Below are 13,343 nucleotides of genomic sequence, written 5' to 3'. Positions count from 1 at the left end.
TTCGCCTGTTTTGTTTGCCAGAAACGGAAATGCCGATATGACCACACCCACCACCCTGAGCCTGAAGAAAATCTACTCGGGCAAGGTTCGCGACCTCTACGAAATCGACGACAAGCGCATGCTGATGGTGGCCACCGATCGTCTGTCGGCCTTCGACGTCATTCTCGCCGAGCCGATCCCGGAGAAGGGCAAGATCCTCACCGCCATCTCCAATTTCTGGTTCGACAAGCTCAAGGACCTGGTGCCCAACCACTTCACCGGCGACAAGGTCGAGGACGTGGTGCCGGCTGCCGAGTTGCCGCTGGTGGAGGGGCGTGCGGTGGTGGCCAAGCGCCTCAAGCCGGTCGCCGTGGAAGCCATCGTGCGTGGCTACATCGTTGGCTCCGGCTGGAAGGAGTATCAGAAGAGCGGCACCGTCTGCGGCATCGCGCTGCCGGCCGGCCTGAAGGAAGCAGCCAAGCTGCCGCAGCCGATCTTCACCCCCTCGACCAAGGCCGCCGTCGGCGACCATGACGAGAACATCTCCTTCGAGCAGTGCGAAGCGATCATCGGCGCCGAATTGGCGGCCAAGGTGCGCGACACCGCCATCGCCCTGTACAGCGCGGCGGTCGAATACGCAGCCACCCGCGGCATCATCATTGCCGATACCAAGTTCGAGTTCGGCCTGGACGAGGACGGTACCCTGACCCTGATGGACGAGGTGCTGACCCCGGACTCCAGCCGCTTCTGGCCGGCCGACAGCTACGTGGAAGGCAAGAATCCGCCGAGCTTCGACAAGCAGTTCGTGCGCGACTGGCTGGAATCCACCGGCTGGAACAAGGAGCCGCCGGCCCCGGCCGTGCCGGCCGAAGTGGCGCAGAAGACCGCGGACAAATACCGCGAGGCGCTGACCCGGCTGACCTGCTGAACAGGGTCGCGGCGCGCAAGCAACTGATCCTGCGCGAAAAAATCCTCACAAGGGGTTTTGCCAAACGGATCTTAGCTGGTATGATGCGCGCCGACTTGGGGAGATGCCGGAGTGGTCGAACGGGACGGATTCGAAATCCGTTGTGTCCGCGAGGGCACCTAGGGTTCGAATCCCTATCTCCCCGCCATATTAAAACGCGAAAGCCCCGTTTATCGGGGCTTTCGCGTTTCTGGCGTTTGCTGATCCGCCCCGGTGCGCTGGATGTTGCGGGGTGTCCGGCGTAGTGTCGTGGTGACTTGGGGGGCTCCCGTCTTCAGCCAGTCAACACCAACGAATGGAAGCACGCATCGTGAACAAGTGGATTACCGCGCCCCTGCTGGCGCTTTCGGTTTTCTCCGTCCATGCCGAGTCGATCAACGTTGCCAACTGGAACGATTACATCGATCCGCAGGTGCTGGAGTCCTTCACCAAGGAAACCGGCATCAAGGTCAACTACCAAACCTACGATGAAGACCATGAAGTCTACGAGCTGCTACACAAGGGCGAGCAGCTGGATGTCATCGTTCCCTCGACCGACAATTTCGGCAAGCTGATCGGTGAAGGCATGCTGCAGCCTTATGCGGCCGCGACGCTGCCCGGCTTCGAGGCCCTGGAGCCGCTGATCCTTCGGCGCCTGTCGGCGGCCGACCCGGCCAGGGTGTACGGCGTGCCCTACCTGTGGGGCAGTATCGGTCTGGCCGTCAACGTGCCCCAGGCCGAGGCCGCACTGGGTGGGCCGGTGCCCAATACCTGGGGGCTGGTGTTCGACAAGGCATTGCTGCAGAAGCTGTCCTCCTGTGGCGTCACCCTGCTGGACTCACCGAACGATGTTCTCAGCCTGCTGGTGAACTATCAGGGGCGTGCGTTGGGCAGCGTCGGCGAGAACTACGCCGCGCGCGCGCTGGCCTATCTGCGCGAACTGCGCCCGCATTACCGTTACGTGGACAGCACGCGCTACGTCGACGATCTTAGCGCCGGCAAGGCCTGCGTGAGCATGGCCTGGGCCGGCGACGCGCTGGCGGCCGCGGCGCAGGGGCTGCCGGTGAAGTTCCTGCAGCCGGAGGAAGGCGCGCTGGTATTCGTCGATATCCTGACGATTCCCAAGGCGGCGCAGAATCCGCAGGGCGCGCAAGCCTTCATCCGCTACATGCTGCGCCCGGAAGTGGCTGCGCAGATCGCCCGATTCACCCATTACCAGACTCCCAACCTCAAGGCGCGCGCAGAGCTCGAAGCCAGCGACGACAATTTCCAGGCCGCCGAGCTGTCCGCCGGCATGTTCGGCTATCAGGCGCCGAGGGACGGGGTAGCCAAGCTGATCGATGCGGCCTGGCCGGCGGTGCAGGCGGGGCAGCCGGCGGCGCGTCGATAGCGGGAGGCCGCCTCAGGGCGGGCGGGGGTGGTTCGGCGACTGGCAGTCCTGCTCCGGCAGGGAGGGCTGCCGGGGTGGCTTAACGCGGCGGCGGAGTTTCTGCCGGGCGCTCCGCTACCGCGAACATCCATGCGAATCCCCACAACAGTGCGCCGGCTCCCAGCCAGAAGGCGCTGTGCAGGCTGCCGCCGTGGCCCAGCCACTGGCTGGTGAGCCAGGGCGCGGCCAGCTGGGCAACGCTGTAGAGGGCGATCAGCGCCGCGGAGATGCGTGGCCCCTGATGGGGTTGCAGGCTGCGGCCGAGGCGCTGGGTGAGCAACACGGTGCCGAGGAAGGTGCTGCCGACCAGCAGGGCGCAGAGCAGGATGCCGCTGGCTCCTGGTAGCAGCAGGGCGGCCAGCACGCCGGCCAACTGCACCAGGTAGTTGATCTGCAGGGCGCGCTTGTCACCGAGGCGCCCGCCCAGGCGATTCCACAGCCAGGGCGCACCCAGAGTGGCCAGCGCCACCAGCAACCAGCTGCCGCCGACCAGAAAGCTGCCGGGAGGGAGCTGCAGCCGGGCGAGCATCGGCAGGAAGGTCATCGGCAGGATGTAGCCCATGCCGGCGCCGGCATAGGACAGGAACAGCGTTATGCTGCGCCGATCCAGCAGGCGTCCGGAGGGCGCGATATGCCCGGCCTGGGGGGGATGCTCCGGGGTGTCCAGTTGCGCCAGCTGCCGCCAACCCCACCAGGCCAGCGGCAGGCTGAGCAGGGCGGCCGGCCACCAGCGCGCGGCGCCGTGCAGCCAGCCGGCGCTGGCGCTGACCATGGCGCTGGAGAGTAGCAAACCGGCGCCGACGCCGAGGTAGACCAGACCGCTGGCGCCGGCGCGATTGTGCCGGGCCAGCCACTCGAGAATCAGCGCCGGGGTCTGGACGAACACCAGGCCGTTGCTGAGGCCGTTGAGCAGGCGCAGCGCGGCTAGGGCATCGGGATCGCTGGCCTGGGTCTGCAGCAGGGTGGTCACTGCGTGCAGCAACAGGCCCCAGGGCAGGCAGCGGCGGATCTGCGACAGGCGGTGCCAGCGAATGGCCAGCAGCGCACCGAGCAGATAGCCGAGATAGTTCCAGCTGGCGATCTCCGAGCCCTGTCTGAGGGTCAGCAGGCCGTCCTCCACCAGCCAGGGCAGCAGTGGCGTGTAGATGAAGCGCCCGAGGGTGTGCACGACCAGGAGGATCAGTGCGCCGGCAAGCAGGACTGGCAGCAGGGCTGGCTGGGGGGAGGCAGTCATGGGCAGTCCTTGGCGGTGGGTCGTTGAGGGCTGTTGCCGCGTGCCGCGCGGGCAAGAGGGCGCCCACGGCAGCTTATCGGGGCGGCCTGCCGACGGGCAATAGCCGCAGGGGAAGTCGTGGGCTAAGGCCCGGTCGCGGAGGCGGCCGGGCCTGGTGGTTCACGCGCGCTGTTGCAGCGCCGGGCGCCGGCAACGCCACAAGGCGATCAGCAGCAGCAGACTGACGGCGCCCCAGCCCAGTGCCTGGGCGTTGGATAGGGTTTCCTGCCAGAGCATCACCGGCAGGCCGAGCGCGATCAGTACCGCCAGCAGGCCGAGCTCGTCGCGCGGGCCGTGCGCCGGCCAGCGCAGGAAGGTCAGTGCCGGCAGCAGCAGGGCGAAGGTGGGGAAGCTGCGATAGCGCGGGTCGAACACCAGGGCCAGCATCAGCCAGGCGCCAGCCAGGCCGGCAGCCAGCAGCCACCAGTTGGCACGGGTCTCCAGCCAGGCAGCAAGCTGTGCACGCCAGCCCGCCGCCGGCGGATTGAGCTGCAGCAGGGCACGGGCGGCCACCAGCAGGTTGAGCGTCAGCAAGGCGCCGTTCCACAGCCATTCGCCGGCATGGCGGCTGTCGAGGGTCATCTGCTGTGCCCACAAGGCGCTGCTGCCGGCGGCGATGCCGGCGAGCAGCGGCAATGCCCAGGCGTTGCGGCGCGCGCGCGGGAGACCGCCGAGCAGCAGGCCGGCAGCCAGCAGCAGGGCGCTCACCCCCAGCCAGTTGCGCCACAGCGGCAGATTGGACACCGGGCCGGCGAGCACGCCCTTGTCGGCGCGGTAGGCGTCGAACAGGCCCCAGTAGCCGCCGACCGTGCCCTCGCTGATGCGCTTCCAGGGCTGGTCGAAGGCCTCGATCAGGTTGTACTGCCAGCCGTTCTGTTCGGCCATGTCGATGACGCCGCGGATGAAGCGTGCCTCGTTGACGCGGCTGGGCAGGGCGTCCTCGCGCTGGCGGCCTTCGCTCGGCCAGCCGGTTTCACCGACGAAGATCGGTTTGGGGGCGTACAGGCGCTCGAACTTCTCGTGCACCTGCTTGACCTCGGTGAGGGCGCCATCGATGCCGGTCGGATCGTCTTCCCAGTAGGGCAGCAGGTGGATGGTGATGAAGTCGACCGCCGGGGCCATCTCGGGGTGGCGCAGCCAGAACTCCCAGACGTCGGCGTAGGTTACCGGCTGGCTGACCCGCGACTTCACTTCGCGGATCAGCGCGCTCAGGCGCTTGGCGGTGATTTCCCGGCGCAGCAGCGCCTCGTTGCCGACGATCACCGCAGTCACCACGTCCGGATGGGCGTTGGCGGTCTTCACCAGCAGTTCGATTTCCTTGCGCGTGGCCTTGGGGGCGCGGCTGACCCAGGCACCGATCATCAGCTTGATGCCGTGGCGGCGGGCGATGTCGGGCAGGTATTCGAGGCCGGTCACCGAATAGGTGCGCAGGCAGTTGAAGCGCTGGGCGAGCAGGGCCACGTCGGCCTCCACGCGTTCCCGGCGGATGTTCAGCGGCTTGTTGAACGGCGACTGGTCATGGTCGAACGGGCTGTAGGAGGCGCATTGCAGCTTGCCGTTGGCCAGTTGCGGGTCGGGCAGGGGCTGTTCGCGGCCCAGGCCATACCAGAGCCCGAGCAGGGCGAGCAGGGTGGCGAGCAGGGTGCAGCAGTAGGTCAGAATGGAGCGGGGCTGGGAGGTCATGGCGGCGCAGGTTGAAGGTCGAGGCCGCGGATATTAAAGAGCCGACCCCGTGCGCGCCAGAGGCGCGCTCATTCTGTCACGGGACTGGCCGAAGATAGCCACCGGCAGCACTCAGGCGTGCCGGTGTTGCCAGCGCTGCCGGGCGGGCTCGCGCCCGACTGTTGGGTGCTGTTCCAGGCGTTTCCACAGCTTGTCGTGGAAGAAGAAGCCCACGGCATTGCACAGCGGTTCGACGGTCGCGACCAGTCCGCCGACAGTCACGCTGTCGGTCAGCGCGTAGGTCACGGCGAAGGCAATGCAGAAGTGCATCAGAGTGAAGGTCAGGGTCTTGAGCATGGCACGCCTCCGTGTACTCGCAGCTGAGAATGGTTTTCTCTTGTGGGAATTCTGGCCGGCTCATGCTCCGCAGTGAAATTGCGGGCGTCGATAGCGGGGATAGCGTCGGTCTATTGGCATGCTGCTGCTGGCTCGCCAGAACTCCGGCAGTGGCGCGGGCTGTCAAGGACGGGCATGCGGGGGCGACTAAAGTCGTCTGGTATTCGCCATGCCGCCCCCTAAAGTAACGTACATGCCGCCCATTGGGAGGCTCGACAGACGTGGAGACTAATAATGAACAACAATGAAAACGTGTACCGGCAGATCTATGCCAACCCACGCTTCCAGGAGCTGGTCGCCAAGCGCGGCCGCTTTGCCTGGATGCTCTCGATCATCATGCTGGCAGCCTACTTCGCCTTCATTCTGCTGATCGCCTTCGATCCCAAGGTACTGGGCATTCCGCTCGGTCCGGATACCGTCACCACCTGGGGTATCCCGGCTGGCCTGGGCCTGATCTTCTTGGCCATCGCGCTGACCGGTGTCTACGTGCAACGCGCCAACGGCGAGTTCGACCGCATCAACCAGGAAATCCTGAACGAGGCCCAAAAATAATGATTGCTCGTTTCCTGACCGCTGCCGCCTTGCTGGCAGCCTCCCCGATGTTGCTGGCAGGCGAAGCCCTGACCGGCGAAGTCCAAAAGCAGGCGACCAACTGGACCGCCATCACCATGTTCGTGATCTTCATCGCGCTGACGATGGGTATCACCAAGTGGGCGGCCAAGCGCAACACCTCCACCGCCGACTACTACACCGCCGGCGGCAGCATCACCGGCTTCCAGAACGGCCTGGCGATCGCCGGTGACTACATGTCCGCGGCGTCCTTCCTGGGTATTTCCGCCCTGGTGTTCACCAGCGGTTACGACGGTCTGATCTACTCCATCGGCTTCCTGGTCGGCTGGCCGCTGATCCTGTTCCTGATGGCTGAGCGCCTGCGCAACCTGGGCAAGTTCACCTTCTCCGACGTAGCCTCCTACCGTCTTGGCCAGACCCAGATCCGCATCCTGTCGGCTCTCGGCTCGCTGACCGTAGTGGCCTTCTACCTGATCGCCCAGATGGTGGGTGCCGGCAAGCTGATCCAGCTGCTGTTCGGTCTCGACTACTATGTCGCGGTGATCCTGGTCGGCGTGCTGATGGTCTGCTACGTGCTGTTCGGCGGCATGCTGGCTACCACCTGGGTGCAGATCATCAAGGCAGTCCTGCTGCTGTCCGGTGCCAGCTTCATGGCGCTGATGGTGATGAAGGGTGTTGGCTTCGACTTCGGTACCCTGTTCTCCGAAGCTGTGAAGATCCACACCAAGGGCGCTGCAATCATGAGCCCGGGCGGCCTGGTGACCGATCCGGTCTCCGCGATCTCCCTGGGTCTGGCCCTGATGTTCGGTACTGCTGGTCTGCCGCACATCCTGATGCGCTTCTTCACCGTGTCTGACGCCAAGGAAGCCCGCAAGAGCGTGTTCTACGCTACTGGCTTCATCGGTTACTTCTACATCCTGACCTTCATCATCGGCTTCGGCGCGATCCTGCTGGTCAGCACCAACCCTGAGTACAAGGACGCTACTGGCGCCATCATCGGCGGCACCAACATGGTGGCCATCCACCTGGCCAACGCCGTTGGCGGCAACCTGTTCCTCGGCTTCATCTCCGCCGTGGCCTTCGCCACCATCCTGGCGGTGGTTGCCGGTCTGACCCTGGCTGGCGCCTCGGCCGTGTCCCACGACCTGTACGCCTGCGTGATCAAGAAGGGCAAGGCCAAGGAAGAGGACGAGATGCGCGTGACCAAGATCACTACCCTGACTCTGGGTGTGGTTGCGATCCTGCTCGGTATCGCCTTCGAGAAGCAGAACATCGCCTTCATGGTGGGTCTGGCCTTCTCCATCGCCGCCAGCTGCAACTTCCCGGTCCTGTTCCTCTCCATGTACTGGAAGAACCTGACCACCCGTGGCGCGCTGTTCGGTGGTGCTCTGGGTCTGTTCACCGCGCTGGTGCTGACCATCCTCAGCCCGACCGTATGGGTTCAGGTTCTGGGCAACGCCCAGGCGATCTTCCCGTACTCCTACCCGGCGCTGTTCTCGGTCACCGTTGCCTTCATTGGTATCTGGTTCTTCTCGATCACCGACAAGTCCAAGATGGCCAGCGAAGAGCGCGAGCGTTTCTTCCCGCAGTTCGTGCGTTCGCAGACTGGCCTGGGTGCTACCGGTGCCGTAGCGCACTAAGCAATAGGGTCAATCGACCGTCGAAAAAGGGGCAGCCTTCGGGCTGCCCCTTTTTTTATGGGTGCCGACTGCCGAGGGTGCGAGTCTTGCGGCAGTTCCTTTCCCGGCGCTGCCTGCTGTGATAGAAGGCGGGCCTGTCCTTTCAGGAGTGTCCGCGTGGACCCCGAATCCATCGTTTATGGCTGCATCCGCGACTGTCCGGACGGTGAGCCGTCAGCCCGGCGCCAGCGCCGCGCGCACAACCGCCAGATGCTCGACCAGCTGCCGGGGCTGGGTGGGTTGCCGCTGCTCAGCCGGCAGATGTTCTCGTTCTGCCGTTTCGAGGGAGAAGGGCTGTACCAGACCCAGGTGATTCATTTCGGCGCCAGCTACCGCGCGGTGGAGTACGAGTGGGCGACCTGGCTGCAGCAGTTCGAGACGCTGCTCGGGCGCCTGTACTGGTCGAGTGCGGTGGTGCATCTGGATACCGAACTGCGCGGCTTTCACACGTTTCGCTGGGAAAGCGAGCAGGGTTTCCATCAGCCGGGCGAAGGCGTGCTGCGCATGCGTTGCGCCTGGGAGCACGAGGGTAGCCTGCGCGGCTGAGCAGATCGGAGGCGGTCAGTCAGTCAGCCATTCGGCCGGCACGTCGCGGCGCAACATCAGCTGGCACTGCTGGCTGTCCGGTTCGAAGACGATCACCGCCTCGCCGCGCTCGAGGGCGTGGCGGACCCGCGCGACGCGGGTGGTCAGCGGCGTGTCGTCGCCATTGTCGGTGCCTTCGCGGGTGACGAAGTCCTCGATCAGGCGGGTCAGGGTCTCGGCTTCGAGCAGCGCGTGGGGAATCAGCATGAGGGGTCTCGGCAAAACGGGTGGCGATCCTGGCATCCGTGCCGCTGGCTGGCTATCCCTGGCCGCGTCGTCGACTCAGGTGTACTTGGTGAAGATGGTGCGCACCCGCGCCAGGGTGGCGCGGCTGTCCTGCTGCGGATCGAGCACGGCTTCTTCCAGCAGGCAGGCGAGCAGTTCCTGGTAGGCGCGATCCAGCGCCTTGCGTGCCGCGGCGAACTGCTGGGCGATCGCCTCGCAGTCCTCGCCGCGGCGGATCATCGCCTGCAGGCCGCGGACCTGGCCTTCGATGCGCGCCAGGCGCTTGAGCATGGCGTCCTGCTGGGGGGCTTGGGGCGCACCGGTCATGGCTGGTCGGCCAATGCGCGCCGCAACGTGAAGGCACCGCGCAACTCGCCGAGGGCGAAGCCGCGGGCCTGATCCTGCGGATAGCGCTGGTCGATCACCGCAGCCAGCTCCGGCTTGATCTGCTGGCCATGGCAGGCCAGGCAGGGTTCGCCGGTGGGAATGGCTTTCATCAGGCGGAATTCGCCATCAACAATCTCGGCGTGCTTGAGTTCGGCGATCGGCTCGCCGGCGGCGGCGCGGGCGGCAAATTGCTCCAGCACCTGGCGCTCCCAGGCATCCGGGGCATTGGCCGGATTGCGCAGTTTCAGCGCGGTGCGGCCGACGGTCCAGGGCGCCTTGCTGTGCTGGCTGGTGATCTGCGGGGCGAGCAGTTGGCAGGCCTCGACCGCCTTGACCGGGCCGCCGCTCTGCATGGCGGCCTTGACAGTCTCCAGCAGCTGCTGCTGGAACGGCGGAATCAGCGCAGCGCCTTCGGCGGCGAGCTGTTGGGTGTCGGCGGCGACAGCCTGACTGCCGAGCGTGGCGAGCAGGACGAGAGTGGCGATGCGCATGACAGAGCTCCTGGCGAAGTTTCCTTGGATACCTGTGGGAGTATCTGCAGGCGTTGCAGGCAAAGCAATCCCCCGAAGGACGCCAAGGTCATGTCGACATCCCGCCCGCTGTTACGCAGAGGGCGCCGCGGAGCGGCCGTCAGCGCCCGCGGATCAACTCGCGCAGCAGGAAGCGGCTGGGATGGCAGGCCTCGGCGACGGCGCGCGGCAGCGGCAGCGCTTCGTCGTCCAGCCAGGCCGCCAGCAGTTCGCCGGACAGCGGCGCGGTGATCAGGCCGCGCGAGCCGTGCCCGCAGTTGACGTACAGCCCCTCGAGCCACGGCGCCGGGGTGTCGATGCGCCGACTGGCGTCCTTGGCCAGGCCGGCGTAGGCGGCGTTGAACGCTTGCGCATCCACCACGGGGCCGATCAGCGGCAGGTAGTCCGGGCTGGTGCTGCGAAAGGCGGCGCGGCCTTGCAGCTGCGTCGGGTCGAGGTGCTCGATGTCCAAGGCTTCGCCCAGCGCGGGCGAGATCTGCCGGAGCATGCCGAGGTTGTCGGCATGCTCGTCCGGGCACAGGTCGAGGTCTTCACGCTGGAAGTTGAAGCTGGCGCCCAGGGTGTGCTCATTGCCGCGTGGCGGGGCGACGTAGCCCTCGGCGCACAGCACGGTCTGCACGCGGCGGCTGGCGGCGGTGGCGGGCAGGCGGGTGATCTGGCCGCGGATGCGCTTGAGCTTGAGGTGCGCGGTGACGGCGAACTGGCGCACCTCGCTGGCGGTGCACAGCACGGCGACCGGGGCGGCGGCCAGCAGGCGGTTGCCCTGGCAGGCCTGCCACTGGCCGTCGACGCGTTGCAGGTCGAGCGCTTCGGCGCTGCGCAGCACGCGGATGTTCGGGTGGCTGGCCAGTTGTCGGCACAGCGCCGGCGGGTGCACCCAGCCGGCTTCGGCGTACCACAGGCCTCCGTGCTCGAGTGGCAGACCGGCCAGTTGCGAGGCTTCGCTGGCGTCCACAGCACGCAGCAGGTCGGCGGGGAAGGCACCGGCCAGGCGCGCCTGGCGCTCGGCTTCCTTGGCATCGAAGGCCAGTTGCAGCACGCCACAGGCGCTCCAGTCGCTACCGGCCTGCAGGCGTTCGAGCTGGCGCCGGGTGTGGCCGAAACCGCTCACCACCAGCTTCGACAAGGCGGTGCGGTGGGCCGACAGCTTGAGGTAGAGCACGCCCTGCGGATTGCCCGAGGCTTCCATGGCCAGCTCGGCGTGGCGCTCGATCAGGGTGACCTGCCAGCCGCGCTCGGCCAGGCTGCTGGCCGTGGCGCAGCCGGCCAGGCCGCCGCCGATCACCAGCGCTGCGCGCGGGCCGCTGGGCCGCGGCGGGCGGGCGTACCAGGGTTTGCCGCCGGCCGGCGGCGCGCCGAGAAAGGCGCCGGCCAGCATCTCCCACTTGTGCTCGAAGCCTTTGACCCGGGCCATGGCGAAGCCCGCCTCGATCAGTCCGCGGCGGACAAAGCCGGTACTGGCGAAGGTGGCGAGGGTCGCGCCGGGCGCCGACAGGCGGGCGAGCTGGGCGAACAGTTCGGGCGTCCACATCTGCGGGTTCTTCGCCGGCGAAAAGCCGTCGAGGAACCAGGCCTCGATGCGGGCATCCAGCTGCGGCAGGGTGTCGAGCACGTCCCCCACCAGCAGGGTGAGGACCACTCGCCCGCCGGCGAAGACGAAGCGCTGGAAGCCCTCGTGCACCGCCACGTAGTGCGCCAGCAGCTGCCCGGCCTGCGGCGCGAGTTCCGGCCACAGGGCCAGGGCGCGCTCGAGGTCGCGGCGGGTCAGCGGATACTTCTCCGCGCTGACGAAGTGCAGGTGGGCGGTGTCCGGCGCCGTTTGCTCGAACAGCTGCCAGGCGCAGAGGAAGTTGAGCCCGGTGCCGAAGCCGGTCTCGCCGATCACCAGGCGCCCGTCGGCGGGCAGGGCGGCGAAGCGCTCGGCCAGGTGGTTGTGGGCGAGGAACACGTAGCGGCATTCCTCGACGCCCGAGGTGCGCGAGAAGTACACGTCGCCAAAGGTGCGGGACAGCGGCTGGCCCTGTTCGTCCCAGTCGATCTGGGCGTGCGCTTGTTCGGTCATCGGTACGGGGGCGGCAAAGGGTAAAGGGGCGGCCATTCTAGCCGATCGACCGCTGCCGGCAGGCAAAACCCTTGCGTGCCACCCCCGGCGATCGGCTAGGCTGCAGCTATCGCCAGGGAGAGCCCGCATGTTCGAATCCGCCGAAATCGGCCACCAGATCGACAAGGAAACCTACGACGCCGCCGTGCCCGCGTTGCGCGAGGCGCTGCTCGAGGCGCAGTTCGAGCTGCGCCAGCAGGCGCGCTTTCCGGTCATCATCCTGCTCAACGGCATCGAGGGGGCCGGCAAGGGCGAGACGGTCAAGCTGCTCAACGAGTGGATGGACCCGCGCCTGATCCAGGTCGAGACCTTCGACCAGCAGACCGACGAGGAGCTGGCGCGGCCGCCGTTCTGGCGCTACTGGCGGCGCCTGCCGCCCAAGGGGCGTACCGGCGTGTTCTTCGGCAACTGGTACAGCCAGATGCTGCAGGGGCGGGTGCACCAGCGCATCGACGATGCCCAGCTCGACCAGGCCATCGGCACTACCGTGCGCTTCGAGCGCATGCTCTGCGACGAGGGCGCGCTGATCTTCAAGTTCTGGCTGCACCTGTCGAAGCGGCAGATGAAGGCCCGACTCAAGACCCTGCAGGACGACCCGCTGCACAGTTGGCGGATCAGCCCGCTGGACTGGCAACAGTCGAAGACCTACGACGACTTCGTGCGCTACGGCGAGCGGGTGCTGCGGCGGACCAGCCGCGACTACGCGCCCTGGTACGTGGTCGAGGGCGGCGACGAGCGCTATCGCTGCCTCACCGTCGGGCGCATCCTGCTCGAGGGCCTGCAGGCGGCGCTGCGCCTCGAGGAGCGCCCCAGGCGCCAGCCCCATGCCGCGCCGGTGGCGGCCAGCATCGACAATCGCGGGCTGGTCGACAGCCTGGACATGACCCAGACCCTGGACAAGGACAGCTACCAGCAGCAGCTGGTGGCCGAGCAGGCGCGTCTGGCCCGGCTGCTGCGCGACAAGCGCATGCGCCGCCATGCGTTACTGGCCGTATTCGAGGGCAACGACGCGGCGGGCAAGGGCGGGGCGATCCGCCGGGTGACCGGGGCGCTGGACCCGCGCCAGTACCATATCGTGCCGGTAGCGGCGCCGACCGAGGAGGAACAGGCCCAGCCCTACCTGTGGCGCTTCTGGCGGCACATCCCGGCACGCGGGCGCTTCACCATGTTCGACCGCTCCTGGTACGGCCGGGTGCTGGTGGAGCGGGTCGAGGGCTACTGCTCGCAGGCCGACTGGCTGCGTGCCTACAGCGAGATCAACGACTTCGAGGAGCAGCTCACCGACGCCGGCGTGGTGCTGGTGAAGTTCTGGATGGCCATCGACCAGCAGACCCAGCTGGAGCGCTTCCAGGAGCGCGAGAAGACCGCGTTCAAGCGCTTCAAGATCACCGAGGACGACTGGCGCAACCGCGACAAGTGGACGCAATACGTCGATGCGGTGAACGACATGGTCGACCGTACCAGTACCGAGATCGCGCCCTGGACGCTGATCGAGGCCAACGACAAGCGTTTCGCCCGGGTCAAGGTGCTGCGCACCCTCAACGAGGCGTTGGAGGCGGCCTTCGCACGCAAGTGATGAAG

Annotated in this window: 13 protein-coding genes and 1 tRNA gene; 7 read left to right on the top strand and 7 right to left on the bottom strand. The window is 66.9% G+C overall.

Going from position 1 to position 13,343, the window contains the following annotated elements; translation table 11 throughout:
• Positions 1-37 precede the first annotated feature (37 nt).
• The 3 genes from KRX52_RS01625 to KRX52_RS01615 all read left to right on the top strand — a co-directional run bounded on the left by KRX52_RS01625 (position 38) and on the right by KRX52_RS01615 (position 2,315).
• Positions 38-907: a phosphoribosylaminoimidazolesuccinocarboxamide synthase gene (locus tag KRX52_RS01625; protein WP_217679396.1), complete on the top strand. Its 870-nt coding sequence runs from the start codon at positions 38-40 to the stop codon at positions 905-907.
• A gap of 97 nt (positions 908-1,004) precedes the next feature.
• Positions 1,005-1,094 (top strand) — tRNA-Ser (locus tag KRX52_RS01620).
• Positions 1,095-1,256: 162 nt separating this feature from the next.
• The gene (locus KRX52_RS01615; protein WP_217679395.1) at positions 1,257-2,315 is read left to right on the top strand and encodes an extracellular solute-binding protein; all 1,059 of its coding nucleotides are present in this window, start codon (positions 1,257-1,259) and stop codon (positions 2,313-2,315) included.
• 79 nt (positions 2,316-2,394) lie between these two features.
• On the opposite strand, the gene KRX52_RS01610 is transcribed toward KRX52_RS01615, so the two are convergent.
• The 3 genes from KRX52_RS01610 to KRX52_RS01600 form a co-directional block, all read right to left on the bottom strand.
• Entirely contained in the window at positions 2,395-3,588 is a 1,194-nt protein-coding gene (locus KRX52_RS01610) for a YbfB/YjiJ family MFS transporter (protein WP_217679394.1), read from the bottom strand.
• Between the two features lie 159 nt (positions 3,589-3,747).
• A complete protein-coding gene (locus KRX52_RS01605; protein WP_217679393.1) occupies positions 3,748-5,310 on the bottom strand; it encodes a glycoside hydrolase family 17 protein in 1,563 nt (520 codons plus the stop codon).
• A 111-nt stretch (positions 5,311-5,421) separates the two neighbouring features.
• Positions 5,422-5,646, bottom strand: a complete 225-nt coding sequence (locus KRX52_RS01600) for a DUF2061 domain-containing protein (protein WP_217679392.1) — start codon at positions 5,644-5,646, stop codon at positions 5,422-5,424.
• A 273-nt stretch (positions 5,647-5,919) separates the two neighbouring features.
• Here KRX52_RS01600 and KRX52_RS01595 point away from each other — a divergent pair, with 273 nt between their 5' ends.
• The 3 genes from KRX52_RS01595 to KRX52_RS01585 all read left to right on the top strand — a co-directional run bounded on the left by KRX52_RS01595 (position 5,920) and on the right by KRX52_RS01585 (position 8,480).
• Positions 5,920-6,237, top strand: coding sequence for a DUF485 domain-containing protein (locus KRX52_RS01595; RefSeq protein WP_217679391.1), 318 nt, complete (start codon positions 5,920-5,922; stop codon positions 6,235-6,237).
• On the top strand, positions 6,237-7,895 hold the full coding sequence (locus tag KRX52_RS01590) for a cation acetate symporter (protein ID WP_217679390.1): 1,659 nt from the start codon (positions 6,237-6,239) through the stop codon (positions 7,893-7,895). The genes KRX52_RS01595 and KRX52_RS01590 overlap by 1 nt, the downstream gene beginning before the upstream one ends.
• Positions 7,896-8,051: 156 nt before the next feature.
• Entirely contained in the window at positions 8,052-8,480 is a 429-nt protein-coding gene (locus KRX52_RS01585; RefSeq protein WP_217679389.1) for a hypothetical protein, read from the top strand.
• Positions 8,481-8,495: 15 nt separating this feature from the next.
• Here KRX52_RS01585 and KRX52_RS01580 read toward each other — a convergent pair whose 3' ends face one another.
• From KRX52_RS01580 to mnmC, 4 genes are all read right to left on the bottom strand, one after another.
• Positions 8,496-8,726, bottom strand: coding sequence for a YheU family protein (locus KRX52_RS01580; RefSeq protein ID WP_217679388.1), 231 nt, complete (start codon positions 8,724-8,726; stop codon positions 8,496-8,498).
• A 75-nt stretch (positions 8,727-8,801) separates the two neighbouring features.
• Complete coding sequence (locus tag KRX52_RS01575) at positions 8,802-9,071, bottom strand: metal-sensing transcriptional repressor (RefSeq protein ID WP_217679387.1); 270 nt, start codon at positions 9,069-9,071, stop codon at positions 8,802-8,804.
• Positions 9,068-9,622 (bottom strand): Tll0287-like domain-containing protein, encoded by a 555-nt coding sequence (locus KRX52_RS01570; protein WP_217679386.1) that lies wholly within the window; start codon positions 9,620-9,622, stop codon positions 9,068-9,070. Before KRX52_RS01570 ends, KRX52_RS01575 begins: the two co-directional genes overlap by 4 nt.
• A 139-nt stretch (positions 9,623-9,761) precedes the next feature.
• Positions 9,762-11,723, bottom strand: coding sequence for a bifunctional tRNA (5-methylaminomethyl-2-thiouridine)(34)-methyltransferase MnmC2/FAD-dependent 5-carboxymethylaminomethyl-2-thiouridine(34) oxidoreductase MnmC1 (gene mnmC / locus KRX52_RS01565; protein WP_217679385.1), 1,962 nt, complete (start codon positions 11,721-11,723; stop codon positions 9,762-9,764).
• A gap of 127 nt (positions 11,724-11,850) precedes the next feature.
• Between mnmC and pap the strand changes: the two genes are divergently transcribed.
• Positions 11,851-13,338 carry a polyphosphate:AMP phosphotransferase gene (gene pap / locus KRX52_RS01560; protein ID WP_217679384.1) on the top strand — a complete coding sequence of 496 codons (1,488 nt, stop codon included), beginning with the start codon at positions 11,851-11,853 and terminating at the stop codon, positions 13,336-13,338.
• The last annotated feature ends 5 nt before the right edge of the window (positions 13,339-13,343 follow it).

Source organism: Geopseudomonas aromaticivorans (genome assembly GCF_019097855.1).
Lineage (GTDB): Bacteria > Pseudomonadota > Gammaproteobacteria > Pseudomonadales > Pseudomonadaceae > Geopseudomonas > Geopseudomonas aromaticivorans.
Note: the sequence above shows the minus strand (reverse complement) of the source record. Positions and strands in the feature narration are given on the sequence as shown.

What these genes read in the sequence shown, in the direction of transcription:
- KRX52_RS01580 (WP_217679388.1), bottom strand. Translation starts at nt 8,726, where the DNA reads ATGCTGATTCCCCACGCGCTGCTCGAAGCCGAGACCCTGACCCGCCTG.
- pap (WP_217679384.1), top strand. Translation starts at nt 11,851, where the DNA reads ATGTTCGAATCCGCCGAAATCGGCCACCAGATCGACAAGGAAACCTAC.
- mnmC (WP_217679385.1), bottom strand. Translation starts at nt 11,723, where the DNA reads ATGACCGAACAAGCGCACGCCCAGATCGACTGGGACGAACAGGGCCAG.
- KRX52_RS01575 (WP_217679387.1), bottom strand. Translation starts at nt 9,071, where the DNA reads ATGACCGGTGCGCCCCAAGCCCCCCAGCAGGACGCCATGCTCAAGCGC.
- KRX52_RS01590 (WP_217679390.1), top strand. Translation starts at nt 6,237, where the DNA reads ATGATTGCTCGTTTCCTGACCGCTGCCGCCTTGCTGGCAGCCTCCCCG.
- KRX52_RS01600 (WP_217679392.1), bottom strand. Translation starts at nt 5,646, where the DNA reads ATGCTCAAGACCCTGACCTTCACTCTGATGCACTTCTGCATTGCCTTC.
- KRX52_RS01570 (WP_217679386.1), bottom strand. Translation starts at nt 9,622, where the DNA reads ATGCGCATCGCCACTCTCGTCCTGCTCGCCACGCTCGGCAGTCAGGCT.
- KRX52_RS01595 (WP_217679391.1), top strand. Translation starts at nt 5,920, where the DNA reads ATGAACAACAATGAAAACGTGTACCGGCAGATCTATGCCAACCCACGC.
- KRX52_RS01605 (WP_217679393.1), bottom strand. Translation starts at nt 5,310, where the DNA reads ATGACCTCCCAGCCCCGCTCCATTCTGACCTACTGCTGCACCCTGCTC.
- KRX52_RS01610 (WP_217679394.1), bottom strand. Translation starts at nt 3,588, where the DNA reads ATGACTGCCTCCCCCCAGCCAGCCCTGCTGCCAGTCCTGCTTGCCGGC.
- KRX52_RS01625 (WP_217679396.1), top strand. Translation starts at nt 38, where the DNA reads ATGACCACACCCACCACCCTGAGCCTGAAGAAAATCTACTCGGGCAAG.